We start from the raw sequence: 26,414 nt of genomic DNA on the forward strand, positions 1-26,414 counted from the left end.
GGACACGGAATATATGATGGAACGATATACACCACAGGCCCAGGAAGCGCTGGGCCTTGCAGTGGAAGTGGCAGAGGGCCTGAACCATGGATATGTGGGAACCGAGCATCTGCTGATTGGACTTCTGCAGGAAGGCACCGGCGTTGCGGCAAAGGTACTGGATGACAACGGGGTGGAGGAGGACCGGGTGACCCAGCTGGTAAGCCAGCTGATTGCGCCCAACCCCACCATCCAGACCACGGGGCAGACCACCTATACCCCAAGGGCGCGCCGGGTCATAGAGAACAGTTACAGGGAAGCAGTGCGCTTTAAGGCGGCGCAGATAGGAACCGAGCACATACTGATTGCCATCCTGCGGGAAGGCGACTGTGTGGCAAGCCGGCTGCTGAATACCATCGGGGTCAGCATACAGAAGCTGTACATCGACCTGCTGGCAGCCATGGGCGAGGATGCGCCTGCGGTAAAGGACGAGATTGGCGCCAAGGGCGCAAGGAAGGGCAATGCAACCCCTACCCTGGACAGCTACAGCCGCAACCTGACCCAGCTGGCGGCAGAGGGCAGGCTGGATCCTGTCATCGGCCGTGAACAGGAGATTCAGAGGGTCATCCAGATCCTGAGCCGACGCACCAAGAATAACCCATGCCTTATCGGTGAACCAGGGGTGGGCAAAACCGCTGTTGTGGAAGGCCTGGCCCAGATGATTACGGCAGGCAATGTGCCGGATACCATTGCGGACAAGAGGGTCATGACGCTGGATTTATCCGGCATGGTGGCTGGCTCCAAGTACAGGGGCGAGTTTGAGGAGCGGATAAAGAAGGTGATTTCCGAGGTCATCGAGTCAGGGGATGTGCTTTTGTTCATCGATGAAATCCACACCATCATCGGCGCGGGCGGAGCAGAGGGCGCCCTGGATGCCTCCAATATCCTGAAGCCTTCCCTGGCCAGGGGCGAGTTGCAGCTGATCGGCGCCACCACCATCAATGAGTACCGCAAGTATATTGAGAAGGATTCCGCCCTGGAGCGGCGTTTCCAGCCGGTGACGGTGGATGAGCCCACGGAAGAGGAATCCGAGGCAATCCTTAAGGGCCTGCGCAGCCGCTATGAAGAACACCACAAGGTGGAAATCACGGACGATGCCCTGGCGGCGGCAGTGAAACTTAGCAGCCGCTATATCAATGACAGGTTCCTGCCGGATAAGGCCATTGACCTGATTGACGAGGCTTCATCCAGGGTAAGGCTGATGAATTATACAAAACCTGCCAAGATTAAGGATTATGAGGCGGAGATTGACGCCCTGGAGGAGGGCAAGGAAGAGGCCATCAAGAAAGAAGCCTACGAAAAGGCGGGGGAGATTAAGAAAAAGCAGGAAAAACTCAGGGAAAAGATTGCCCAGACCATGGAAAAGTGGCAGAAGGAAAAGGAAACCAGGAAACTGGTTGTAAGTGAGAACGAGATTGCGGATGTGGTATCAGGCTGGACCAAGATTCCGGTGAGGAAGCTGGCGGAGGAGGAGTCCGAGCGCCTGATGAACCTGGAAGGCATCCTCCACGAGCGCGTGGTGGGCCAGGAAGAAGCGGTGACCGCGATTTCCAAGGCCATCCGAAGAGGACGGGTAGGACTTAAGGACCCGGGCCGCCCCATTGGCTCCTTCCTGTTCTTAGGACCAACGGGCGTGGGCAAGACAGAGCTTTCAAAGGCATTGTCCGAGGCCATGTTCGGCACCGAGAATGCACTGATACGTGTTGATATGTCGGAATATATGGAGAAGCACAGCGTGTCCAAAATGATTGGATCACCGCCAGGATATGTGGGCTACGACGAAGGCGGACAGCTCAGCGAGAAGGTCAGGCGCAACCCCTATTCAGTGATTCTTTTTGATGAGATAGAGAAGGCCCATCCGGACGTATTCAATATCCTGCTCCAGGTGCTGGACGACGGTCATATCACGGATGCCCAGGGCCGTAAGATTGACTTTAAGAATACCATCATCATCATGACAAGCAATGCGGGAGCGGAAAACATCATATCCCCCAAGCGTCTTGGATTCGGCATGACAAGCGATGCCAAGGCAGATTACAATTTCATGAAGGACCGGGTGATGGATGAGGTGAAACGCCTCTTTAAGCCGGAGTTCCTCAACAGGATTGATGAAATCATCGTGTTCCACCAGCTGACCAAGGAGCATATCCGCGGAATTGCTGACATCATGCTGAGGACCATCGGGAAGCGCAGCAAGGAACAGCTGGGGATCCAGCTGGCTGTAACGGATGGGGCAAGGGAGTACCTGATTGACAAGGGGTACGACGACAAATATGGGGCAAGGCCCTTAAGACGTACCATCCAGAACCTGGTAGAGGATAAGATGGCAGAGGAAATGCTGGACGGCAGCATCAAGGCCGGAGACACGGTGACCGTGGATTTCGACGGTGAGAAGCTGACTTTTAAAGCCAGGTCAAAAGCAGCTCCCAGACGTAAGGCAGCGGGGAGCAAGGAGACAGGCGCCAGGACTGCGGGCAGTAAGACCGGCGTCAAGACCGGCACAAAGACTGGTACAAAGGGAGACACCGGGTCAGGCGCCAAGACCGGTGCCAGGCCAGGTCCGGCCAAGTCCGGTTCAGGCAAGGCCTCTGCGGGGAAATCAATTTAAGAATTATTTCACTGGTCATTTGGGATGGATTGATGTATAATTTTTATGAGGAAGTTACTTAAGCACAATTAGCAGGAGGATAAGAAGATGCCGGTCATTGAAGAATTAATCTGCACGGAGCAGGATGGCACCATTAGTTTTGGCAATTACAAGTTAGGGCAGAAGGCAAAGAAGTCCGATTTTGAATATCAGGGAGACATGTATAAGGTCAAGACCTACAACGAGATTACCAAGCTGGAGCGCAATGACATGTTTGTATATGAATCTGTTCCGGGAACCGCGGCAGAGCACTTCAGGGTTACGGATGAAGGCGTGGAATTCACTGTGGAAGGCAGCAAGGATGCGCAGATTACGGTGCAGCTGGAGAACGATACGGATTACGATATTTATGTGAATGACTCAGCGGTTGGAAACATGATGACCAATATGAGCGGCAAACTCAGCGTGAGTGTTGAACTGGAGGAAGGTATTTCCGTTCAGGTGAAGGCTATCAGGCGGGTGTAAGTTGGGAAAGTAAGTCAGGAATGTAAGTTAAAGGGCCGGAAGCAATTCCGGCCTTTTTCTGTGAACCGGGGTGTGTCTGGAACATGCCTCCGTGAACATGCGGACAGGAGGAAGAGATGGCAAAAGCAAAGACAACTGCATTTTTCTGTAAGGAATGCGGTTATGAATCATCAAAGTGGATGGGGCAGTGCCCGGGCTGCAGATCCTGGAATACCATGGTGGAGGAACCGCTGGCCCCATCTTCGGGCAGTTCGGGAACAAAAGGCCGGAGCAGCCTTATAAGCCAGTCAGGAAGCGGTGCAGGTCATGTAAAGCCCGCGCTGCTGTCGGAGATTAATATTGAGGAACAGGACAGGATATCCACTGGTTTTGGGGAGCTGGACCGTGTATTGGGGGACGGGATCGTATCCGGTTCCCTGGTGCTGGTGGGAGGCGACCCCGGCATCGGCAAATCCACCCTGCTGCTTCAGGTGTGCAGGCATCTGGCCGGGGCAGGCCGGAAGGTGCTGTACATATCAGGCGAGGAATCCCTGAAGCAGATTAAGATGAGGGCCAACCGGATTGGCCCGGTGACAGGGGAGCTGCGTTTTCTGTGTGAGACCAGCTTAGACCGGATTGAGCATGCCATTGAGACGGAAATGCCTCAGATTGCCGTCATAGACTCCATCCAGACCATGTACCGGGAAGAGATATCCTCTGCACCGGGAAGCGTAAGCCAGGTAAGGGAGTCCACCGCCATACTGATGCAGATAGCCAAAAGCCGGGGCATTGCCATCTTTGTGGTGGGCCATGTGACAAAAGAAGGCGTGGTTGCAGGCCCCCGGGTATTGGAACACATGGTGGACACGGTACTGTACTTTGAAGGGGACAGGAATGCCTCCTACCGCATCCTGCGCAGCGTCAAGAACCGCTTTGGGTCCACCAATGAAATCGGTGTGTTCGAGATGCAGGAGGAGGGGCTGGCGGAGGTTGAAAACCCCTCGGAATACATGCTGGACGGGCGCCCGGAGGAAGCGTCAGGCGCAGTGGTGTCCTGCTCATTGGAGGGGACAAGGCCCATCCTTTTGGAGGTCCAGGCCCTGGTTGCCGAGACCAGCTTCGGCATGGCCCGGCGTACGGCAGCCGGAACGGACTATAACCGTGTGAACCTGCTTATGGCTGTTCTTGAAAAACGCTGCCACTATGAGATGTCCCGCCTGGATGCTTATGTGAACATTGCAGGCGGCATGAAGATGAATGAACCCGCCCTGGACCTGGCCATTGTCATGGCCCTTATCTCCAGCTACAAGGACCGGCCCGTGGACCCGCGGATGATCATATTCGGCGAGGTAGGGCTTTCAGGCGAGGTCCGGGCCGTGTCCCAGGCCGACCAGCGGGTGAATGAAGCCGCCAAACTGGGCTTTACCTCCTGCATGCTGCCAAAGGTCTGCATGGATAAGATGAAGCCGGTGGAAGGCCTGAAACTCATAGGGGTTTCCAATGTCAGGGAGGCCATTAACGTTTTGTAGGAAGGAGGATGGGCCATGGAGGCGGAAAACGGCTGTGCGGCATTTACAAAGGCTGTCCTGGATAAAGGACTGCCAGATGATTCCCAGGCCCAGGAGTTTCTTTTTGCCATGGTTCCGGAGTTGAAAGCCATGGTTGGATTTGAACAGAATAACATCCATCACGTGTATGATGTGTGGCGGCATACCATGAAGGCGCTGTCCTCTGCAGGTGATGATGCAATTGTCCGCCTGGCTGTTTTATTCCATGATATCGGGAAGCCCCAGTGCTATACGGAAGATGAACGCGGTACCGGACATTTCTATGGACACGGGGCCGTATCCGCGGGAATGACAGGCAGGATAATGGACCGTCTGGGCTTTGATCACGATACAAGGGAAAAGGTGGTGGAGCTTGTAAAATATCATGACCTGGACCTGCATGGGAAGCATAAAAGCGTGAGGACCTGGCTGAACCGGCTGGGAAAAGAACAGTTTTACCGGCTTTTAGAGGTATTCCGGTGTGATGCGGCGGGACAGAATCCTGAATATCTTGAGGCGGACAATGCAAGGACAGACCGGGTTGAAGCTGTATTAGATGAAATACTTGCAACGGAAAACTGTTTCAGGATAAAAGATCTGGCAGTCACGGGTCATGACCTGATCCGGATGGGCTGCCCACAGGGAAGGCAGGTGGGGGAAATGCTGCAGCGGCTATGGGAGGCAGTATCTTCCGGCGCCGTATCCAATGAGCCGGAATTATTGCTGGACATGGCCAGGGAATGGTTGTGTGCATATTGCACAAAAACGGATGGAAAATATTGAGAAAAAAAGCCAATAGACTAAAAAACTTTTAGGGTATATAATTATTTTTGTATTCAATATTGGTGCTATTCACTATGTATATCCTGAGAATTGGCTCAGAGTTTCTACCAACTGCCGTAAAGAGTTGACTACATGGATGGGGTACGTTAGGACAATGCCCTGATGTAGTTGGCTCTTTTTTTGGTGCCAGAAAACGGTTGGCGGAAAGGAGTGGTGACAGAAAGCCTGTAAGGTCCAGCTACATGAATCACAGCCCTAGAAATCTGATGACATCATACAGATTAAAACAAAACATGGAGGACATAGCATTGGATCAGAAAAAAGGATTGATAGACCGCTATTTTGGAGTATCCCGGAATCACTCAACCATCCGGACGGAGGTACTCGCAGGAATCACCACATTCATAACCATTGCCTACATATTAATTTTAAACCCTCAGGTTTTATCTGACCCGTACATGATTATGGGCGATACCATAATGGCGGGCAAAATTGCAAACGGCGTATTTATCGGAACATGTATCGGGGCATTTGTGGGAACAGCCCTCTGCGCATTGTATGCCAAGGTTCCCTTTGCCCAGGCGCCGGGCATGGGCCTGAATGCATTTTTTGCCTACACGGTGGTGCTGGGGATGGGCTATACATATGGCCAGGCCCTGGTAGTCGTGTTCATATCAGGTATTTTCTTTATTGTCATCACTGCCATCGGACTCAGGGAGGCAATCATCCGGTCCATACCGGATGCGGTGAAGACAGCTATCACGCCGGGTATCGGATTGTTTATCACCATCATAGGACTTAAGAACGCAGGCATTGTCATTGCCAATCCGGCCACCCTTGTCAGTCTTGTGGACTTCTCACAGTGGAAGGCGGACGGCGCGGACATGGCCCTGATCAACGGGGCGCTGGTGGCACTGTTAGGCCTTGTCACCATGGGGATACTGCATGCAAGGAAAGTAAAAGGTTCCATCCTGCTGGGCATCGTGGCAGCCACCCTGATTGGGATTCCCCTGGGCATCACCCACATTTCCAATCTGGATATGAACATTGGGGTAAAATTCAGGGATTTTGCGGAAGTATCCTTTATGAAAATGGACTTTGCAGGGTTATTTGCAGGGGGGAACTTCATCGAGACCTTATTCACGGTCACCATGCTGGTAATCAGCTTCTCCCTGGTCAATATGTTTGATTCCATCGGCACCCTTCTTGGGGCCGCCAAACAGTCAGGCATGATTGACGAAAACGGGGAAGTCATCAACATGAAGCAGGCGCTGATGTCAGACGCGATATCCACGGCAGCAGGCGCAATGGTCGGAACCTCCACCGTCACGACCGTGGTGGAATCCAGCGCAGGAATCGCTGCAGGCGGAAGGACCGGGCTTACAAGCCTTGTCACGGCAGTCATGTTCCTGGCAGCTATTATCTTTGTTCCGGTGGTCAGCATCATCCCGGCGGCGGCAACAGCCCCGGCCCTGATTTTTGTAGGTATCCTGATGCTGGGTAATATCAGGGACGTGGACTTTGGCGACATGAGCAATGCGCTTCCGGCTTTCTGTACCATCGTGTTCATGCCCTTTACCTACTCCATTGCAAACGGGGTTGCATTCGGCCTGATCACATACTGCCTGATGAAGCTTACCACAGGCAGGAAGCAGGACGTCAAGGCGCTGACCTTGATGATTTCGGCTGTGTTTATCGTAAGATATGCATTTATGACATTGGGATAGATTGACCGGGATGGATTGACCAGGATGAATTGACCGGGATAGATTGACCGGGATGGATTGACCAGGATGAATTGACCGGGATAGATTGACCGGGATGGATTGACCAGGATGAATTGACCGGGATAGATTGACCAGGATGAATTGACCGAGATGGATTGACCTAGATGAATTAAACAGGATGAATTAAAGGGTATAAATGAATGGGATATAGTGGTGGATATCCGGAATATGGATATTCATCACTATATTTTTATGCATTTCTGTGTTATTATGGCATATAGAAAATTCCGTACAGATACTGGACCGTGCGCCGGATTGGCAGTAACGGTTTTAAATGCAGGGGGAGTGCAGGATGACATATATATCGACTCAGGAGCTGTTAAAGGCATTTTATACGGTTAAGAAACGTCCGGGGATGTTTCTGTATCCTTTAACCCTTTCCTCCCTTGGAAACTACATAGATGGATACCGGTTGTGCTGCACCTTAAATGCCATACATCAGGAAGAGGATGACTTCCTGGAAAATTTCCGCATCTGGCTGCTGGACTGTTATGGCATGGAGCATACGAACCGTTTTTCCTGGTGGGGGATTGTGCTGGAAAATGGATCCGGTGACGGGCCGGAGGCATTGGATGAATTCTATAGGATGCTGGGAAGGTATCTGGAAGAACTGCAGATAACGGTTCCTGATGTATAAAAGAATGCGGAAAAGGAACCGGATGATTGGAGGCGATGAAATTGTCTGGACTGGGTAACGGTGCTTTTCTTATGGTGCTGATCCTGCTGTTGGCAGGAATGGCCCTGTTCCTGCTCCATGGACAGAAAGAATCCGGGAAGAGGTTAAAGTCGAGGTGTACCGGGAAGACATCCGGCACACTGGAATATGTGGACCGCGGATGTTACTTTAACGGATTTAAACTATCCAAACACGGGTGGGGGAATTATATGTACGGCCCATCTTTTGTGATTACCAGTCATGCCGTTTATACATACAGTGTGGACGGAACCAGGTATTTAGGCATTGACGCCAGGAATCCCCTTACATTGTCCGGGGGAAGGAACCGTGGGGAAGAGGCGGAAATTTATTATAACCCCCATGATGTCACGGAATTCTATTGTCCAAGTGAAGACAGGAATATAATATATGCGGATTTAATCATGGCCGGTTTTGCGGCCGCGGTTATTGGAATCATCTATTATTTTATGTACGTTTGGAAATGATGACTGGAAATCGTATCCGGGCATTATATCCGGGAATGACGGGCAGCGGATTAATTAAGCAGCAGGAGGTATATAGATGGAAGAACATGGGACGGTTTCCGGGTTATACCAGAAAAATCTGGAGAAGTTGGAAAAAAACAAAAGGTGGAGGAATGCAGCTTCAATTGTCTGCATCCTGCTGGGAAGCTTTATCGTGGCAGTCAATATGAATACCTTTGTGGAACAGGGAAAACTGGTGCCGGGAGGTTTCTCAGGACTTGCCAAGCTGATACAGAGAGTGGGTCTGACTTATTATGATACCAGGATTTCATTTACCCTGCTCAACGTGGTGTTCAATGCAGTGCCTGCCGTGTTCGCTTACCGCCTGGTAGGAAAGAAGTTCACCATCCTTTCCTGCGTCAGCCTGTTTACGGTATCCATCCTGGTGGATGAACTGCCTGTCATCCCGATTACAGGGGACATCCTGCTGATTTCGGTTTTCGGCGGAATCATCAATGGCCTGGGGATGAGCCTTGTCCTGAACAGCAATGCCAGCGGCGGAGGAACGGACTTCATAGCCATGTCCCTTTCCGCTAAGTATAAGGTATCCACATTTAACTACATGCTTTTGTTCAGCGCTGTCATCATCCTGATTTCGGGCGCCATATTTGGAATGGATAAAGCATTGTATTCCATTATTTTCCAGTTCTGCAACACACAGGTCATCAATACGTTCTATAAGAAATATAAGAAAAAGACCCTGATGATTGTCACGGACAATCCGGCCGCTGTCTCAGCGGACCTGCTGGAACTTACCAACCACAGCAGTACCATACTGAAAGGCTTTGGCTCTTATACGGCCCATAAGAAATATCTGATATATACCGTGCTTTCGGATGGTGATGTGAGGAAAATGAAAAAACGTATCCGTGAGCAGTATCCGGATACGTTCGTGAACGTCATCAATTCCAGTGACGTGGTGGGGAATTTTTATATACAGCCATTTGAGTAAAGGGGCTGGTAAAATAAACATGTCCGGGCATGGAATACATGTTGTTGCGCAATCAGTGTGTATAGAATGGCATTGGCGATTGTGTAACTGGTGTGTATGATAAAGACGTAAGGAGGTATGATTTAATGAAGCAACGGGATTTGATGAATAAGTTTGAAGAGGGCCGATTTTGTCTTTGAGCGTCATGGAAACAATCATGATGTATATGTACGTGGAACTGAAGGAGAAGAGGTTCCAAGGCATAAAGAGATTAATGGGAAGTTAGCAAAAGCAATCGGAGAAGATACATTAAACGGTTGCTTTTATTATGCTTATAATTAGAAAATGAGGTTAAGTGCATTATACCGGCTGTCAATGAGTTTGACACAGTAAGGTAGATGTTATTGAGAGATAGATATAAGCATGACACTAAAATGTCATAAGAGAAGAAGAGGAAAAATTACAAATCTATCAGGGGAGGATATGATATGCCGAATGATATCCATACAACGTCTGCGATAAACAGGGATAGGTTATGATGTAGGCCATGGAATGAAAATCTGATGGCTTTTGAATTGTAAAAATAGTATAATAAGACAGAGTAAGGTAATTACATAGGAGGGGGATTTCTTATGAAGAGGTTAGGGTTTTATGTGGTAATGATACTGTTGACTTTTTCTCTGCAGATGCAGGTATTTGCTGCATATCGCTGTACCAAGCCGGAAGACCAGGGCAATGAACGGGAAAGCGGAGTATGGACCCAGGACGAAAAGGGTTGGAGATTCACAGGCAGTGACGGTCAGACCTATGTAAACCATTGGTTGTTAAACGATAGAGGGTTCTGGAACTATTTTGATGAAAATGGCTATGCGGTTACCGGCATGCAGACGTTGGAAGGAAAAAGGCGTTATTTTACAAACAGAGGCGATATGCGCACCAGTTATTTTGTATATGATGGACATCTTTATTGTGCATTTAAGGATGGAGAGATACGTACGAGCCGTAATGGGGGAAATAATGTCAAGACCAGCCGTAACGGTGTACCCTATAAATTTGATGCCGATGGGCATGCCTATAACGAAGAGGGAAAATGGGATCCGGTTACGGCAAAAGAACTGGGACAATCCACTCAGTCGTCAGATGGTGTAAAAGAAGGGTGGGCGCAGGAAGGAAAAATCTGGTGCTATTACTCCGGAGGGCAGAAACTTGTTAATTCCTGGCATCAGGACAGCGGTTTTTGGTATTATTTTGATGAAAATGGCAATATGCTTAAAAGCTGTGTCAGGGAAATCAATGGGGCAAAATATAAATTTGATGTGACAGGAGCCATGACTACGTCAGGCAGTGCAACAGATGAAAACGGAGTGCGTTACCTTGTACAGAAGGATGGTACGTTAACCCCAGTGGATGTGGAGGCAGAGAAGAGGAAAGAGCGGCTGGCAAACGATCCTGGTATTAATGAGCGCCAGCAGATGCTTAATGAGAAAACCAATCCTTATAACAATAACGACACCGTTCAGTGGTTTAATGCAACATACGCGATTCTGACAAAGAGCAATACGGGAAATATTCGTGCCGTAGGCGGTGCTACCAAAGTTGATGGCTACTATAATGATGGGAGCAGTACGGATCAGTGGTATTCTGATAAGATTCGCCAGGGGCAGGCCGAAAGCTGGGGGGTTACGGACAGGAGTTCCGCAGACCAGGTGCTGGAGCGGCTGATTGCGAGCGGAAACGCCACCGGTTCAGCCTGGGACTACAGCCGCGCCATGTCCAATCTGGGATTTTATTATATCGCAGGATACTATACCATTGAGGAAACCTTGGATAAATCACTTGAGACCGCTAAAATCATACAGACAAAATTCACCTCCTGGGATGATTTTGTGGAAAGTTACCTGGCAGGGTACGCGTCCTGGTCAGGAACCGATGCTTCTGAGCGCAGGAGTATCTATGAACAGTTGAAGACAAGCGCTTTCAATCCGTTCAGCCTGGACTGGAATATGACGCTGGAGAAGAACTGGTAGATGGTTGATTGGGAGAATGGGCCGGTTCATGGTATAATGTTTGTTGATCCGGGCAGTACCATGCCCATACTTCTTTAGGGAAATTGGATTCGTCTTATAAAATGATTAGAAGTGTATGTTCCTTCATCAAAGTTATTTTCTTGTATAAAAAGGCAGATAAAATATTTTTAGGTACATAATGTAAAATTATTAAAAGGCAGGTAAAACCATGGAATCAAAAGAATTTATCCGATTTCTACAAGAGAGATTTCAAATAGAGCGAAAGAAGTTTGATAGGTCAGGTGTCTATGGCTACACGCAACGGCTCCTGGCTTATAATTCAAATAAAATTGAGGGAAGCACCCTTACAGAAGAACAGACGGCTTCTTTGTTTGATAATGGTACACTGCCAAAGTCAGATGATTATTATCGGGCAAAAGATGTAGAGGAAATGAACGGACATTTCCTGATGTTCAATAAGATGTTGGATACGTTGGATGAGCCATTGACCCAGAAACTTATCAAGGCGTTTCACTATGAGCTGAAGAGCGGAGTATTCGAGGATCGGGCTAACGGATATGCAATAGGAGATTATAAACAGCGTCCTAACATGATTGGAATGTATCAGACTGCCAGACCGGATCAGGTCGAAGCGGAGATGACGAAACTGCTTGAATGGTATGGTAGCCAGAAAGTTTCTATAAGCGTTTTAGCGGAGTTTCATGCACGATATGAAAGCATTCACCCTTTTCAGGATGGAAATGGTAGGACGGGGCGTTTGGTGCTGTTTAGAGAGTGCTTGAGGAACGGAATTGTTCCGGTGGTGATTGAGGACAGTAATCGGAATGAATATCTGGAAGCATTAAAGGAATTTAGGGAGGATAATACACTGGATAAGATGGTAAGATTGTTTGAGAAAGAGCAGGAGTTTTTCTACCAGAAGGCAGGATATTTTATTTGACTGAGGTGTATGGAATGAATTTGGGATATGTATTGGTTTATGTTCATTGAATGTCAGAAAATAGAGATTTAAGAGGTTCTAAAATGAAGAAAGTAACAATCCATATTCTCCGCAAATAACTTATGGAGAACTGGCAAATCGAGTTGGATATGGTCTGACACCAAGGAATATAGACTCGTTTTTGGGGAATTTGTCAAGCATTTACAAGCATAATGATTTCCCTTATGTGTCTGCAATTGTAATCAATAAAGATAGTGGTATTCCAGGTCCGGGGTATTTTGACTATTTTTATGGAATTAATCGGTGTGACCTTGATTCACAAATAATATGTTATAAGAAGGATATAGAATCGATTTTAAAACAAGAGCGTTTTATGTAAGGAAAAATCACTAAGGGGATATGGATATGGATGGAAATCGCGCGAACTTAATTGTTGTATATAAGGATAAAGATGAACTTGCTTTAAATCTGTTACGCAAATTGATTGAAGGGAAAGATGATATCGAAGGTGAGGGTATAGTTGGGACTGAGGATGACAGTATTGCTCTTATTGCTTGGAACGAAAAGATATGGTTGGATAACAAAAAGGCAGGTAATATATGCTCTAAGATTTTGTTTATTGGAAATGTAAAAGGAGTGGAAAATTTAATACCTATCATTGATATTAAATATAATAAGTATGGAATTGTATATGGGTGGTCAGGGAGTCAGGCAGTGATTACAGTAGATTCAAAATCATTAAAGAAGAAGGAAGAGTATGATATATTCATCAATGATTTAAGAAATAAAACAAATATATCGATTGCAGCATCTGATAAAAAAGTCAGTAAAAATAAAAAAACAATATTAAAGCTTGGTGGTACCCTCACCTTGCCATTTATTTGGCCAGTTCTTGCAGGAAGACATATCAAAGGTGTTTTTGATGACAAAGCATTAGTTCGTAAACAGCAATTTTTATTAGGAATATCAGAATTGTATCTTAATCATTTAGATGCTTTTATGAAAGGATAAGAGGTTTTTCTATGTCGTCATCTTATGAGATGAAAGATGGATGGGACTTTGTAGTAAAATCCCAAAGTTCACATTGGGCAGGCCAAATGGGATTACAGTACGTAAGCAGGGTGGATTCAGCTATACAGCAGCTTGCCCAAGATATGAATTCGAAAATAGGGAATTTGCAAGATGTAGCTCAGTTAAAAGGATTTATTGCTGAGATTTGGCATGCAGATACTTTTAATATAGATGCTGCATTAAAAGGCTCCTCGAATAAAGCATTTATAGAAAACAGTAATGCTCAAGCTTCAGTTGATATTTCTACTAATTTTGATATGGCATACAGCCTGAAATATTATGCTACAGGTAAAGACAGTGTTATCAATCAATCTAAAAATGTAATTCAGGCATATAATGAATACTTAAATAAGTGTAAATCAGACAATCCATTATCTTTAGAAGAATACATAGAAAAGTATGGGTATTCAGCGGATATGTCTGAACTTTTGCAGTCTGTATATCGTGGCCAGGAAAGGATAATACCGAGTGATCAATTAGATGAAGCCATTAAATTTCTGGAACGTCAAATAGCAAAGGAGGCATCAAAGGAAGGACCAAATCGGGCGGCAGTTTTAGCTAATTATCAAGAAACATTAAAAATGTTATCAGACCGTATTAGGGATAACGATGGAGTGACTTCCACTCCGCTTACAAAAGAAGAGGCTGAAGCTATTGCAGCTTTATGTAAAATAGGTGAATTCAAACCGGAGGACTTTGGATTTTCCTTAAAAGATCTTATTACAACAGAGTATATTTTGCAACAGGCACTAAAAGCAGGCTATACTTCTGCGGTCATATCCCTAGTAATGCAAATTGGCCCCGAACTGTTTAAAGCAATAGATTACCTGATTAAAAATGGGGAAATAAATACAGAAGATTTAAAGAGGACTGGTATGAAATCCATTACTGCTAGCGCAGAAGGATTTTTAAGAGGAGCAATATCAGCGTCGATTACAATAGCATGTCATGCGGGAAAGTTAGGAGAACAGCTTATAAATATCTCTCCAGGGGCCATTGGTGCAGTTACAATGATTGTTTTGGATACGATGAAAAACAGTTGTATGGTAGCTTGTGGACGTATGAGTTCAAGGGAAATGGAGTTATATCTGACAAAAGAGTTGATTATATCATCAGTCTCCTTGGCAGGGGGAACTATCGGACAAACTTTGCTTGCGGAATTACCGGTGCTAGGATATATGATTGGAAGCTTTGTTGGAAGTATAGTTGCCTCTGTTACTATTAATGCAAGCGAAAAGACAATCCTATCATTTTGCGCAGATACTGGATTTTCTTTTTGGGGATTAGTGGATCAAGATTATCAGCTTCCAGATGGGATTAGTGAATCACTTGGTGTTGATGTGATGACTTTAAGTGTAGTAGATATAAAACAGACAGATGTTGAGCGTATTTCTATACCTACAGTCAATATCAAACGTGCAAAATATGATACTATTAAAATCAAAGTTTTACGGAGAGGCGTTGTATCTGTAAATAAAATTGGATATATTTTATAAATTATAGTCCCTTAATAAAGTGGCGATGATAAAGTAAGCAATATTTAATGGTTCTATGATAAGGGCACTTTTATGCATGGTTTTAAGTTTTACAATTTACAGATAACTATCGGCTGCCGTATTCAAAAACCTAAAAATCCAACCATTCAGCCCTCCCCGAAATAAACAAAATAAAAGCCAGAAAACCTTTAAGATAAAGGACTTCTGACCTCATTCGGGTTGGGCTATTCGTTAAAATAGTCAGCAGGGGAAGAGGGGCTCGAACCCCCATCTACGGTTTTGGAGACCGCTGCTCTACCATTGAACTATTCCCCTTTGTCGGCTGCATTTCTGAACCTCAATAAGGATACCATATGATTTGAAAAGTGTCAACCACTTTTTTTGATTTATTCCGTTTCTATTACAAATCCCTCTATTACAAGTCTCTATTACAAAAATTTCCGTTTTTTTACAACTTTTATAGTGCCGCTATTGTTTTGCTTAAGATTATGCTATGATATTAGAAATTGTTTTGATATAATATTATGAGGGCAAAATAGATAGTTCCAATCAGAATGTAACCTGAACCATCATTAGGGGGTTGATATTAATGAAAACAAAGATACAGACAGTGCTAGGCGATATAACAAAGATACAGGGGATGGATGCCATTGTCAATGCGGCTAATTCCTCCTTACTCGGAGGCGGGGGAGTGGATGGCGCCATTCACCGGGCAGCAGGCAAGGAGCTTTTGGCGGAATGCCGGCTTCTTGGGGGATGTAAGACCGGGCAGGCCAAGCTTACAAAGGGGTATGGCCTGCCCTGCACCTATATCATCCATACGGTTGGTCCGGTATGGAATGGGGGAACGCACAATGAAGCAGGGCTTCTGGCCTCCTGTTATCAGAATTCACTTGATATTGCAGTAAAGAAGGGTATTAAAAAGATAGCATTTCCTTCTATTTCAACGGGAATTTATCATTTTCCGGTGGAGCTGGCCGCAGAAAGCGCCGCGGCTGCGGTTAAGCAGTTCCTATTGGAGCATGACGGGGCTTTGGATGAGATTACATGGGTGCTATTTGACACCAGGACGAAGCTGATATATGATTCTGTAGTCAGCAGGGAGTTTGGCAGATGAAACTGGAACAATTAACCGATAGGATTTTCTATTATCCCCACCAGCCGGAGACAGACCGCCCCATGCTGGCATATATTAATGGCTCCCGCATAAGCCTTGCCATAGACGCCGGCAATTCGGCTGCCCATGTGGATGGATTCTATGGGGCGCTGGAAGCAGCGGGTTTGAAGCTGCCTGATATGACGGTCATTACCCACTGGCATTGGGACCATACGTTTGGGATGCATCATATCCACGGTTTATCAGCCGCCCATGTGAAAACCAATGAAATGCTTAAGCAGGAGCGGATAAGGCTGGCGGACAGCGCTTATGCGGACGCGCTTAAGGAAGAGGACCCGTGCCTGAAACAGGAATATGCGGACGGCAGGGAGATTGTGGCAATCCCGTCGGATATCGCGTTTACTGATAAAATGACACTTAAACTGGGTGGCCTGACAGCTGATATTTTCCATGCGGTTTCCCCGCATTCAGAGGACACGGTGCTGGTTTATGTTCCTGAAGAAAAGGTGCTGTTCCTGGGGGATTCCACCTGCGGGGATTTTTACAATGACGGCTATATGGATAAGGGAAGGCTTAAGACATTGGTACGGACCATCGAACGCATGGACTGCAGGTACTGCATATTAAGCCATGCAGGGCCACTGACCAAGAAAGAACTGCTGGATTATCTGGGCCTGGTCATGGCAGGAGATGAGGGCCATGGCCAGCAGGAGAAACCGGATGCCACCGAAACACTGCTATACAAGGTAGCGTATCTGGTGGAGGTAGAAGACAGGGAAGTTTCCACGAATCATGATAAAGAGGAATTGAGGAAGATGGTCTGGAAGGCGCTTCCAGACCAGGATATTGCCATAGATGATGTCCATACCGCGGAGTGGTATTCCACCCAGGAGCTTTTGCTGGATCCCGGAACCATGAACTGTGGACGGTGCCATAAATGTAATGCATGGACAACGGACAGGGAGAAACCGGACCCGGTCAGGGAACTGACCAACGGCGCGGTGGTGGATGGTGAGCTGCTTTGCGATGACTGCCTGCCAAAGGGGCATCCATGGGCATTCTGACCTGATATGGAATACGCCCAATCAGGCAGGGTTTAAGGAGGATAGCGGTGATTGAACTGAAAGGCAGATACAACGAGGCAAAAATCTTCACGGATGTGGTGGATGACACATCGGTTGAACAGGTCATGCTTTTACTTGATCAGGAATTTGCGGCCGGAAGCAGGATACGTCTGATGCCGGATATCCATGCAGGGGCAGGATGCACCATTGGCACCACCATGACAATCAAGGACAAGGCAGTGCCCAACCTGGTGGGGGTTGACATCGGCTGCGGCATGGAAGTGGTACGGCTGGAGGAGCGGCGTATTGACCTTCAGAAGCTGGACCGGTTTATCTATGACAGGATCCCGTCCGGTTTTAACATAAGGACACAGACACACAGATATTATGACCGGTGCAGGCTGGATGAACTGGCCTGTGCAAAAAACATTAACCTGGACCGTGCAGGAAAAAGCCTGGGGACACTGGGAGGCGGGAATCATTTTATCGAAGCTGACCAGGATGAGGAGGGACATATCTATCTGGTGGTGCATTCCGGAAGCAGGCACCTGGGACTGGAGGTTGCGGGGCATTATCAGGACGAGGGATACCGGGCCTTAAACGGCAGTTCCCGGGAGGACCAGCAGAAGCTGATCATGGAACTTAAGGCCCAGGGCAGGGAGAAGGAAATCCAGAAGGCATTGAAGGAATTAAAGACCGGGGTACGCACGGAGGTTCCCAGGCAGCTGGCCTATGTGGAGGGACCTCTGTTTGAGCAGTATATCCATGATATGAAGCTGGTGCAGGAATTTGCGGTTTATAACCGGCAGGCCATGATGGATGAACTGGTCAGTGGGATGGGGCTGCATGTGGTCAGTCAGTTTACGACCATCCATAATTATATTGATACGGAACACATGATACTCAGGAAAGGCGCTGTGTCCGCAAGGAAAGGCGAAAGGCTGATAATCCCCATTAACATGAGGGATGGAAGCCTGATCTGCATCGGAAAGGGCAATGATGACTGGAATCAGTCCGCTCCCCATGGGGCGGGGAGGCTTATGAGCCGTACCCAGGCAAAGAATTCATTTTCCGTATCTGAGTTTGAAGAGCAGATGAAGGGAATCTACACGACATCGGTCAGCATGGAGACACTGGATGAATGTCCCATGGCATACAAAGGCATGAAGGATATTGTGGACAATATCGGGGACACGGCTGATATAGAAAAAGTGATAAAACCTATTTATAATTTTAAAGCAGGGACATGAGGGGAGATTCATGGTTAAACCGGACGGGATACAGAGGATATCCAAAATCGACACATATCTGAACGTGGCTGAGACATTTGCTTACAGAAGCACCTGCATCAAACGCAAATACGGTGCAGTGATTGTCAAGGACGATGTGGTGGTCTCAACCGGATACAATGGTTCCCCCAGGGGCTATGACAATTGCTGCGACATCGGCTCCTGTCCAAGGATTAAGCTTGGACTGCACCAGGGGGAGGGCTATGGCATGTGCAGGGCCATCCATGCGGAACAGAACGCACTGTTAAACTGTTCAAGGGAGCAGACCATGGGGGCAGACCTGTATCTGGCAGGCGTAAACCCTGCCGATAACACGGTCCACAGGGCAAAGCCATGTCCGGTATGCGCCAGGATGATCATCCAGGCAGGCATACGCAATGTAATCATGCGGGTGGGGGAGAAGGCGGACGAATATGTGTCGGTGCCTTCGGACCAGCTTGTCTGGCATAATGACTAAGGGTATATTTGGAAGAATCATTGACGGGAGAGATGGAAATGGGTAAAAGTAAACAGGATAAGTTAAGCGTATTCCTGAGTCTGGTACTCCGCCACGACCCGGATGCGGCAGGGATTTCCCTGGACGGTCACGGATGGGCGTATACACAGGAACTGATTGCAGGCGTCAATGCCTCGGGACGGAGGCTTGACATGGAAATGCTGGAGGAGATTGTGCGCACGGATGAAAAGGGACGGTACAGCTTTAATGAGGATAAGACCCTGATTCGCGCAAACCAGGGGCACAGCATACCGGTGGATGTGGAACTGAAGCAGGTGGTTCCTCCGGAAAAGCTGTATCACGGGACGGCCAGCCGTTTTATGGACAGTATCAAGGGCCAGGGATTAAAGCCCATGAGCCGTCTGTACGTACATCTGTCAAAGGATTACAGCACGGCAGTTAAGGTGGGAAGCCGTCACGGACAGCCAATGGTGCTGGAGGTGGACGCCGGACGGATGGCACGGGACGGCGCGGTTTTTTATCTGTCTGAAAACGGTGTATGGCTGACCGGGTATGTTAAGCCGGAGTATTTAAGTATTGCAAAGGAAGGTTAGGAATTCATATGTCAGAGAATAAGTTTGTGATTGTGGACGGCTCATCACTGCTGTCCACCTGTTATTATGCTGTCCTGCCCAGGGAAATCATGTTTGCCAAAACAGATGAGGAAAAGCAGAAGCATTATGATAAGATACTGCACGCAGCGGATGGCACCTATACCAATGGGATATTTGGCGTGTTAAAGGCGGTGGTGTCCCTGCTCAAGAAGCAGCAGCCGGATCATGTGGCCTTCGTGTTCGACAAGACCAGGGACACGTTCCGCAGGGAACTGTACCCGGATTACAAGGGAACCAGGTCGGAAACCCCAAAACCTCTGAAGCAGCAGTTCGTGCTGCTGGAGCAGATCCTGGAGGATGCAGGGTTCAGGGTGCTTTACAGCAGCCGGTATGAGGCGGATGATTACGCAGGCAGCCTGGTGATGAAGTTCCGGGACCAGATTCCCATGGTTGTGATGACCAAGGACCATGACTATCTGCAGCTTGTAGATGATGGGCATAATGTAAGGGCCTGGATGGTGCAGTCCAGGCAGGAGAAGGCGGACGAACTGTATGATAAATATTACGCGCCTTATGGAATGGACAAAAAAAGCGTCAACCTTCCGGAAAAGACATTTGAGTTTACAGCGGAGCATGTCCTGGCGGAGGAAGGGGTATGGCCCCATCAGATAACGGATTTAAAGGGAATCCAGGGAGATACCTCTGACAATATACCGGGTGTAAAGGGCGTGGCAAGCGCTGCCCCCATCCTTTTGGGTGAATATGGCACCATTGAGGAAATCTATGCCGCCATCCACGAGGCTGAGAAGGATAAGGCCTCCTTAAAGGAGCTGCAGGACTTCTGGAAATTTGGCCTGGGAATCAGCCGTTCGCCCTATAAGGCCCTTACAAAGACAGGGGAAGAGGATGAACTTTGCGGCGAAGCAGCGGCATTGCTTTCAAAGCGGCTGGCAACCATTAAAACAGATATCGTAATCGAGGAGTCCCTGGATGATTTCCATGTTTCCGGCTATGATGAGGATAAGCTGAAGGCGTGGTGCAGGAAGCTGGATATAAAGGAAGAATCTGTTTTTGGAAAATAACAGGGAAAATAATATAGAAAGACAGAAATAGAAAAAGAAAACTGGTGGAACAGCCCGGGGGGCTATTTCACCAGTTTATTGTATTCCGGATGTTTTTCAAACCATTTTACGGCATAGGAGCATGTGGGCACAGCCTTCTTGCCCTGGGACTGGATCTGGTTCACGGCAGCTTCCATCAGTTTGCCGGCCATACCCTGGCCCCTGAGGGATTCGTCCACAAATGTATGGTTAATATCAACGGTATTCCCATCTAGGTCCGGGAATGTGATTTCAGCAATGGCCTGGCCGCTGCCGTCCAGCAGGGCAATCCGGTTTGGGTAATACGTAAAATCCATTTTATTCCTCCTGTTTTCCGGCGCATATCACGCCGTTTTGGTGTGATTATATCATTTCCAGCCTATATCCGCAAGGGGATTATCCTATTCCTGGCAGTTCCAGTCCGGATGGCCCTGGCCCCCGGTTTTCCAGCCCGGACAATCCCGGCCCAGGGTTTTACCATCCCAACAGTTCCGGTATGGGAGTGACGAAGTTCCTGGCTTCCGGCAGCCCGCAGTCAGCCAGGAAGTCCCGGACAAATTCCAGGACATGACAGTAACACAGGGACAGCTGGCCGGCAAAGGCCTCTTTATCCCCGCGAATCAGGTAATGGTAAGCAGTCATGCTTTTCCGGTCCAGGGGATTGTCTGCCTGGATTCCGGCGCTGAAGAAGGAATAATAGTAACCCCACCGCAGTGTGCCCGTAACCTCCTTCAGTATGGCCCTGAACGGGTGCAGGGGAAGGCATTCTATGACATACCGGATGAGAAGGTCAAGAGGGATTGCATAGGGGGCCTTAAGGGCAAGCTTCAGTTCCTCCAGCCGTCCGGCATCAATCTGTTCAAAGGCCAGCAGGGCAGCGGGACGGATTGCTATGGCCATGAACTGGAGTCCGCTTAAGTAGGTCAGGGTATCCCTTTTAAACACCTTGTTTTTCATGCAGCGCACGGTTGCATTATCGTTGAATAAGGTTACCTGTGTGCCCTTTACATTGTAAGTCTGGCAGAAACCGGTCTTGTTCAGCATGGCAATGGCCTTGCGGACCGTTGATACCGACACATTGTACTGCTCTGCCAGCGCTGCCTCGGGTGGCAGGAAATCGCCGTCCCCATAGACACCAAGGCCAATCTGGTCAATAAGGGACCGCGTGATCTGCATATAATAATGGTCGCGGCCCAGCTGGATATGCCATGGGAACATGTCTGTCTGCTCCTCGTCCACATTGGGATAGCGGGAGCATATATCCGCCAGATACATCTCAACCGCCTGGGTAAGTGAAGCGTACATCAAACGGAACTGCTGGTGGATTCCTGCCGGACTTCCTGCGCCGGCGGCATCCAGGATCCACATCGGGTTCCCGTATCTGCTGCAGGGAGTGGAAAAGCATACCTCCTGTCCCTGCTCCAGGAAAAATGGAACCCGGGCGCACAGTTCCAGGTTGGTAAGTACGTCCCTGAACAGCAGGTTGCCGGACGCATCCAGTAAATGATGCAGTGAAATGGATGCTGATTTCCACCTGGTCCGAAGGTCCTTCCTGCTGTCCTTGCGCAGCTGTGCAAAACACAGCCTCTGTATATCGCTGCTGCATACCGCCAATGAAAAGGAAAAGATGGAGGGAAGCAGTAACTCCATGGTCTGGTAAACCTGGAGTATGGATGTCCTTTTTTTGAGGACGGACTGTATCACATGTATGTCGGGGGAACACTGGGGCCTGCGGTATATCACATGGGAAGGTTTCCTCTCCTCAGTCTGGATCAGTCCTTCCTCCTTCAGGGCACGGATTACATCTTTTGCGGTCCGTATCCCCACATTGTATATTTCACAAAGCCCGTTTAAAGAGGGGAGCAGTTCGCCGTAGCCTAAGTATCCGGTCAGTATCTGCTCTTTTAAATTCCGGTACAGATAGTCAAATAAAGTTCTTTTTTCTTCCATCCATAAGTCCTCCGCTGTATCTGGTGGTTAACCGCATATAAGCGGTCCGGTATCATACGACATTATAACATGTTCTATGGATTCCGCCATAAAAATGTCCGGTACTATGTGCTATTGTACACAGATTCCGCCTTGATTAATCGCTGGCCGTAAACTAAAATGAAACTATATTCGAATGATGTGGAGATTATGCAATCATGCAACATAAGAGACATATCCTGCCGGAGGAATCAAGACCTCTCATCAGGAGGGTACAGGTGGGATTACTATCAGTAATCCTTATTTTTGTGTTTGGGGTTTCCATATGGAATGCATCAGAACTCCGGATGGCCATGAACCGCAGCACAAGGTCATATTTAAATGATGTCACGACGAATCTGTCAAGGGATATCCAGGAAGCAATCCATAATAAGATGAACAGCCTGATCATGGTTGCGGATTCCGTAATGCGGATGGGTATCCCTGAAAATGAAACATCCATCCGGGATTTTTTGGCCCGCAAGGCGGAAATCCTTGAATTCGACCCTCTTATCCTGTTGGACAGGAAAGGGGATTATGTCTGTTCAGAAGAAGTGTCCCGGGATATGGATCCCGAACGCTTTTTCGGGATATCCAGCGTCCGCTCCTCCTTTGATGGGGAGGTACGGGCCGGTTACATGGGAGGGGAGAGCATTTTCTACTCTGTTCCTGTATACGGTATGGATGGGACGGTAAGCGGGGTGCTGGTAGGGGTGCGCAGCAAGAAGAACATGCAGTCCATGATAGCGTCCAAAAGTTTTAATGGACAGATGCTCAGCTGCATTGTTGACAGCCGCGGGCAGGTGGTAATCTCGCCATCTGAACTGAAACCTTTCCTGCGTCTGGATGATATTTTCAGAAGTGATAAGGAGCAGAAGGTGGTGGGGGACATCAGGAAAATGCAGGATGATATGAGAATGGGGAAGGACGGCATCCTGGAGTTTTCCGCTGTAACGGGAGAGGAGCTGTTCCTGTCCTATAACAGTCTGGATTTAAATGACTGGTTCCTGCTGACCATCATTCCCGCAGGTATTATCTCAGGAGACGCAAACCGTTATATCCTGCAGACATTTTTTATCATCGGCATCCTGATTGTGATATTCTTTCTGTTCCTGAATGCCATGTACCGTTTTTACCATTCCCACAGGATGCAGCTGGAACGGCTGGCTTTTGTGGATCCGCTGACAGGCGGCGCCAACCAGGCTGCTTTTGGACTCAGGTACCGTGAACTGGCCGGAAGCATGAAGCCGGGCGGATATACCATTACGGTCATGGATGTGAGACATTTTAAAATGATTAATGAACGTTTTGGAATCCATGAAGGAAACCAGGTACTTGCATATCTTTATCATGTGATGGAGCGTCATATGAGGGCTGAAGACGGCGAATTCGTGGCAAGGAGTGAGTCAGACTGCTTCTTCCTGTGCCTGAAGGGAGGCGGACATCAGGAAATACGGGACAGGATGGATGATATGGTCCAGGATATCAATTCGTTTTGCAATCCGGATCTTCCCGGATACACCTTTTCATTCAGGCAGGGCGCCTGTGTGGTGGAGGAACCGGGTCTGAAGATTGCCATCCTCCAGGACAGGGCAAGGCTGGCCTCACAAAGCAGGAATCCGGATCTGGAGCCTGGATGTGTGTTCTATGATGACAGTCTGACCGTGGAACTGAAAATGGAGGAGGAGTTAAACGGCCTGTTCCAAGGTTCCATTGAAAACCATGATTTCCAGGTATACCTCCAGCCAAAGGTGGGTCTTGAAAGCCGCGCATTGGAAGGCGCTGAGGCCCTGGTCCGCTGGATACATCCAAAGAGGGGGGTCATATATCCCTCTGACTTCATTCCGCTGTTTGAACGGAATGGTAAAATATGTAAACTGGACATCTACGTGTTTACGGAGGTGTGCAGGATCATAAGCCGCTGGGAGAAGGAAGGGAAGGAAATAATCCCTGTTTCCGTCAATCTGTCCAGGCAGCATTTTACGGATGAGGATTTCCTGGACCGGTTTGCGGATATTGCCGGACAATATCATATTCCGGCAGGTATGATTGAGTTTGAACTGACAGAGTCCATTTTCTTTGACAGTCATCAGATCCAACGGGTCAGGGATGCCATACAAAGGATGCATGAGCTGGGCTTTGCCTGTTCCCTGGATGATTTTGGTTCCGGTTTTTCATCCCTGGGCCTTTTAAAGGAATTTGACGTGGATTCCATTAAAATGGACCGTTCCTTTTTCCTCAACATGTCAGGGCCAAAGGCAAGGGAGGTGATTGCCTGCCTGGTGGATCTGGCAAAGCGTCTGAAGGTAAAGACCGTGGCGGAAGGCATAGAGGATTGGGACACCGTGGAGTATCTTAAGTCCATCGGATGCAACATGGTGCAGGGTTATGTTTTCTCAAAACCCCTTCCAGCCGATGCATTTGAAAGGCTGCATATTTCCTGGACAGGCAGCATAGAATGTAATATCAACCCTTGAAAGGAGACAATACATATGACCATCCACCCACCCTGCCGGAGCCTGATGAAATTCGGCGTATTCCAGAATCTGATTGAAGCTTATTACCGGTTCATGATCAGGAGGCCATGCTTTGTCATGTGGCAGAATGGGAGATGGACCCTTGTGACCTTGGACTGTTAAAGGCTTGACTTATGCAAAAATATGTTCTAGTATAAAAACTGTCAATATAAGCAGCGGCCTAAGGGATTAATATGAATGACCGGACCGCGGCAAGGACGGGAGAGATACGGAATGAATAAGAAAGAAGCCAATGAAATAAAAAAGCTGTTTACACCGGCAAACTGCGCCATCACACGCATCTGCGGCTGTTATGTGGATGCGGAGAAGAACAAGAAGACGGAACTTAAGGAGGCGTTCCTATCGCTTCCGGAGGAAGAGGCGTTTAAGTATTTTACTATTTTCAGGAACGCGCTTTCAGGAACCGTTGGGAAGAACCTGATTAATATGGAATTCCCCTTACATACAGAGGCGGAGGGCGGCACCCACCACTTCCTCATGAAGCTGAGGGACAGCCAGTTAAAGGATGATGCCATCCTTGAGGAATTCTATGATAAAGTCATTGCCAATTATGACTATGGTGAGAATTATTATATCATCCTCATACACTGTGCCTATGACATTCCGGCCAAGGCCACGGACGGGACTGAGATGTTTGACGCCTCGGAATATGTGTACGAGTTCATCCAGTGTACCATCTGTCCGGTGAAGCTTGCCAAAGCAGGCCTGAGCTATAACCCGCTGACCAATTCCATTGAGAACCGCAGCCGGGACTGGCTGGTGGAAGCGCCTGAACAGGGCTTCCTGTTCCCTGCGTTTAATGACAGGAACACGGACCTTCACAGCCTTCTGTATTATGCAAAGAATCCGGAACAGATGCCGGAAACCCTGATTGATGAACTGCTAGGCTGCGTCATCCCCATGTCGGCCAAGAGCCAGAAGGAGACGTTCCAGGCCCTTGTGGAAGAAACCCTGGGGGAAAACTGTGATTTCGAGACAGTGAAGAACATCCATGAGAACCTGGCCGAACTGGTAGAGGAGACCAAGGATGAGCCGGTTCCCCTGACCCTGGACAAGTATCAGGTGAAAAAGCTTTTGGAGACAAACGGCGCGGCCCCTGAAAAGCTGGAGGAATTTGAACAGCGCTATGCGGAGGTGGAGGACGGGCCGGGAACCAGTTTTGTGGCGGCCAATGTGATCAACACCAGGAGCTTTGAAATCAAGACACCGGATGTCAGCATCAAGGTGGCCCCGGACAAGACCCATCTTGTGGAAAACCGTATGATTGAGGGCAGGCCGTGTATTGTCATAACCATCAGCGAGCATGTGGAAATCAACGGGATTTCCGTTCGGCCGGTGGCGGCCCAGGGACAGGATGAGGAGTCATGATGATTTCAG

23 protein-coding genes, 1 tRNA gene and 1 riboswitch are annotated in these 26,414 nt (G+C 48.2%); of the genes, 21 read left to right on the plus strand and 3 right to left on the minus strand.

Annotated features, from left to right (window positions below; genetic code table 11):
* Positions 1-13: 13 nt before the first annotated feature.
* The 12 genes from MCJ35_RS07680 to MCJ35_RS07740 all read left to right on the plus strand — a co-directional run bounded on the left by MCJ35_RS07680 (position 14) and on the right by MCJ35_RS07740 (position 14,912).
* On the plus strand, positions 14-2,647 hold the full coding sequence (locus MCJ35_RS07680) for an ATP-dependent Clp protease ATP-binding subunit (RefSeq protein ID WP_025482175.1): 2,634 nt from the start codon (positions 14-16) through the stop codon (positions 2,645-2,647).
* A gap of 87 nt (positions 2,648-2,734) precedes the next feature.
* Complete coding sequence (locus MCJ35_RS07685) at positions 2,735-3,151, plus strand: hypothetical protein (RefSeq protein ID WP_008725060.1); 417 nt, start codon at positions 2,735-2,737, stop codon at positions 3,149-3,151.
* A 116-nt stretch (positions 3,152-3,267) separates the two neighbouring features.
* Positions 3,268-4,659 carry a DNA repair protein RadA gene (radA, locus tag MCJ35_RS07690; RefSeq protein ID WP_008725062.1) on the plus strand — a complete coding sequence of 464 codons (1,392 nt, stop codon included), beginning with the start codon at positions 3,268-3,270 and terminating at the stop codon, positions 4,657-4,659.
* Between the two features lie 15 nt (positions 4,660-4,674).
* Positions 4,675-5,460: an HD domain-containing protein gene (locus tag MCJ35_RS07695; protein WP_025482174.1), complete on the plus strand. Its 786-nt coding sequence runs from the start codon at positions 4,675-4,677 to the stop codon at positions 5,458-5,460.
* 54 nt (positions 5,461-5,514) lie between these two features.
* Positions 5,515-5,611: riboswitch (purine riboswitch) on the plus strand.
* 142 nt (positions 5,612-5,753) lie between these two features.
* A complete protein-coding gene (locus MCJ35_RS07700) occupies positions 5,754-7,187 on the plus strand; it encodes an NCS2 family permease (protein ID WP_420315211.1) in 1,434 nt (477 codons plus the stop codon).
* A gap of 352 nt (positions 7,188-7,539) precedes the next feature.
* Positions 7,540-7,884 carry a hypothetical protein gene (locus MCJ35_RS07705; protein WP_025482172.1) on the plus strand — a complete coding sequence of 115 codons (345 nt, stop codon included), beginning with the start codon at positions 7,540-7,542 and terminating at the stop codon, positions 7,882-7,884.
* Between the two features lie 41 nt (positions 7,885-7,925).
* Positions 7,926-8,408, plus strand: a complete 483-nt coding sequence (locus MCJ35_RS07710) for a DUF3592 domain-containing protein (protein ID WP_025482171.1) — start codon at positions 7,926-7,928, stop codon at positions 8,406-8,408.
* 76 nt (positions 8,409-8,484) lie between these two features.
* Positions 8,485-9,399, plus strand: a complete 915-nt coding sequence (locus tag MCJ35_RS07715) for a YitT family protein (RefSeq protein WP_025482169.1) — start codon at positions 8,485-8,487, stop codon at positions 9,397-9,399.
* Between the two features lie 611 nt (positions 9,400-10,010).
* Positions 10,011-11,405: a DUF1266 domain-containing protein gene (locus tag MCJ35_RS07725; RefSeq protein WP_025482168.1), complete on the plus strand. Its 1,395-nt coding sequence runs from the start codon at positions 10,011-10,013 to the stop codon at positions 11,403-11,405.
* Between the two features lie 208 nt (positions 11,406-11,613).
* Positions 11,614-12,345 carry a Fic family protein gene (locus tag MCJ35_RS07730; protein ID WP_025482167.1) on the plus strand — a complete coding sequence of 244 codons (732 nt, stop codon included), beginning with the start codon at positions 11,614-11,616 and terminating at the stop codon, positions 12,343-12,345.
* 405 nt (positions 12,346-12,750) lie between these two features.
* The gene (locus MCJ35_RS07735) at positions 12,751-13,356 is read left to right on the plus strand and encodes a hypothetical protein (protein WP_025482166.1); all 606 of its coding nucleotides are present in this window, start codon (positions 12,751-12,753) and stop codon (positions 13,354-13,356) included.
* Between the two features lie 11 nt (positions 13,357-13,367).
* Positions 13,368-14,912, plus strand: a complete 1,545-nt coding sequence (locus MCJ35_RS07740; protein WP_025482165.1) for a hypothetical protein — start codon at positions 13,368-13,370, stop codon at positions 14,910-14,912.
* 244 nt (positions 14,913-15,156) lie between these two features.
* Here the strand turns inward: MCJ35_RS07740 and MCJ35_RS07745 are convergent.
* Positions 15,157-15,227 (minus strand) — tRNA-Trp (locus tag MCJ35_RS07745).
* 274 nt (positions 15,228-15,501) lie between these two features.
* Here MCJ35_RS07745 and MCJ35_RS07750 point away from each other — a divergent pair.
* The 6 genes from MCJ35_RS07750 to MCJ35_RS07775 are packed head-to-tail and all read left to right on the plus strand — an operon-like array spanning position 15,502 to position 20,514.
* Entirely contained in the window at positions 15,502-16,029 is a 528-nt protein-coding gene (locus MCJ35_RS07750; protein ID WP_008725113.1) for an O-acetyl-ADP-ribose deacetylase, read from the plus strand.
* The gene (locus MCJ35_RS07755; RefSeq protein ID WP_025482164.1) at positions 16,026-17,093 is read left to right on the plus strand and encodes an MBL fold metallo-hydrolase; all 1,068 of its coding nucleotides are present in this window, start codon (positions 16,026-16,028) and stop codon (positions 17,091-17,093) included. Before MCJ35_RS07750 ends, MCJ35_RS07755 begins: the two co-directional genes overlap by 4 nt.
* 41 nt (positions 17,094-17,134) lie before the next feature.
* Positions 17,135-18,343, plus strand: a complete 1,209-nt coding sequence (locus tag MCJ35_RS07760) for an RtcB family protein (protein WP_488473314.1) — start codon at positions 17,135-17,137, stop codon at positions 18,341-18,343.
* A 10-nt stretch (positions 18,344-18,353) separates the two neighbouring features.
* Positions 18,354-18,839 (plus strand): deoxycytidylate deaminase, encoded by a 486-nt coding sequence (locus tag MCJ35_RS07765; protein WP_120058218.1) that lies wholly within the window; start codon positions 18,354-18,356, stop codon positions 18,837-18,839.
* 32 nt (positions 18,840-18,871) lie between these two features.
* Complete coding sequence (locus MCJ35_RS07770; protein WP_034575909.1) at positions 18,872-19,432, plus strand: RNA 2'-phosphotransferase; 561 nt, start codon at positions 18,872-18,874, stop codon at positions 19,430-19,432.
* Positions 19,433-19,440: 8 nt separating this feature from the next.
* A complete protein-coding gene (locus tag MCJ35_RS07775; RefSeq protein ID WP_025482161.1) occupies positions 19,441-20,514 on the plus strand; it encodes a 5'-3' exonuclease in 1,074 nt (357 codons plus the stop codon).
* Positions 20,515-20,576: 62 nt separating this feature from the next.
* On the opposite strand, the gene MCJ35_RS07780 is transcribed toward MCJ35_RS07775, so the two are convergent.
* Both MCJ35_RS07780 and MCJ35_RS07785 read right to left on the minus strand, forming a co-directional pair.
* Entirely contained in the window at positions 20,577-20,849 is a 273-nt protein-coding gene (locus MCJ35_RS07780) for a GNAT family N-acetyltransferase (RefSeq protein WP_025482160.1), read from the minus strand.
* A 157-nt stretch (positions 20,850-21,006) separates the two neighbouring features.
* Positions 21,007-22,482 carry a GntR family transcriptional regulator gene (locus tag MCJ35_RS07785; RefSeq protein WP_025482159.1) on the minus strand — a complete coding sequence of 492 codons (1,476 nt, stop codon included), beginning with the start codon at positions 22,480-22,482 and terminating at the stop codon, positions 21,007-21,009.
* A 257-nt stretch (positions 22,483-22,739) separates the two neighbouring features.
* Between MCJ35_RS07785 and MCJ35_RS07790 the strand changes: the two genes are divergently transcribed.
* From MCJ35_RS07790 to MCJ35_RS07800, 3 genes are all read left to right on the plus strand, one after another.
* Positions 22,740-24,977 carry a bifunctional diguanylate cyclase/phosphodiesterase gene (locus MCJ35_RS07790; protein ID WP_353656064.1) on the plus strand — a complete coding sequence of 746 codons (2,238 nt, stop codon included), beginning with the start codon at positions 22,740-22,742 and terminating at the stop codon, positions 24,975-24,977.
* A 15-nt stretch (positions 24,978-24,992) separates the two neighbouring features.
* Positions 24,993-25,139, plus strand: coding sequence for a hypothetical protein (locus tag MCJ35_RS07795; protein WP_168164739.1), 147 nt, complete (start codon positions 24,993-24,995; stop codon positions 25,137-25,139).
* Positions 25,140-25,250: 111 nt separating this feature from the next.
* Positions 25,251-26,405 (plus strand): DUF4317 domain-containing protein, encoded by a 1,155-nt coding sequence (locus MCJ35_RS07800; RefSeq protein ID WP_025482157.1) that lies wholly within the window; start codon positions 25,251-25,253, stop codon positions 26,403-26,405.
* The last annotated feature ends 9 nt before the right edge of the window (positions 26,406-26,414 follow it).

Origin of the sequence: Enterocloster sp. OA13 (assembly GCF_022440595.1) — a bacterium.
Lineage (GTDB): Bacteria > Bacillota > Clostridia > Lachnospirales > Lachnospiraceae > Enterocloster > Enterocloster hominis.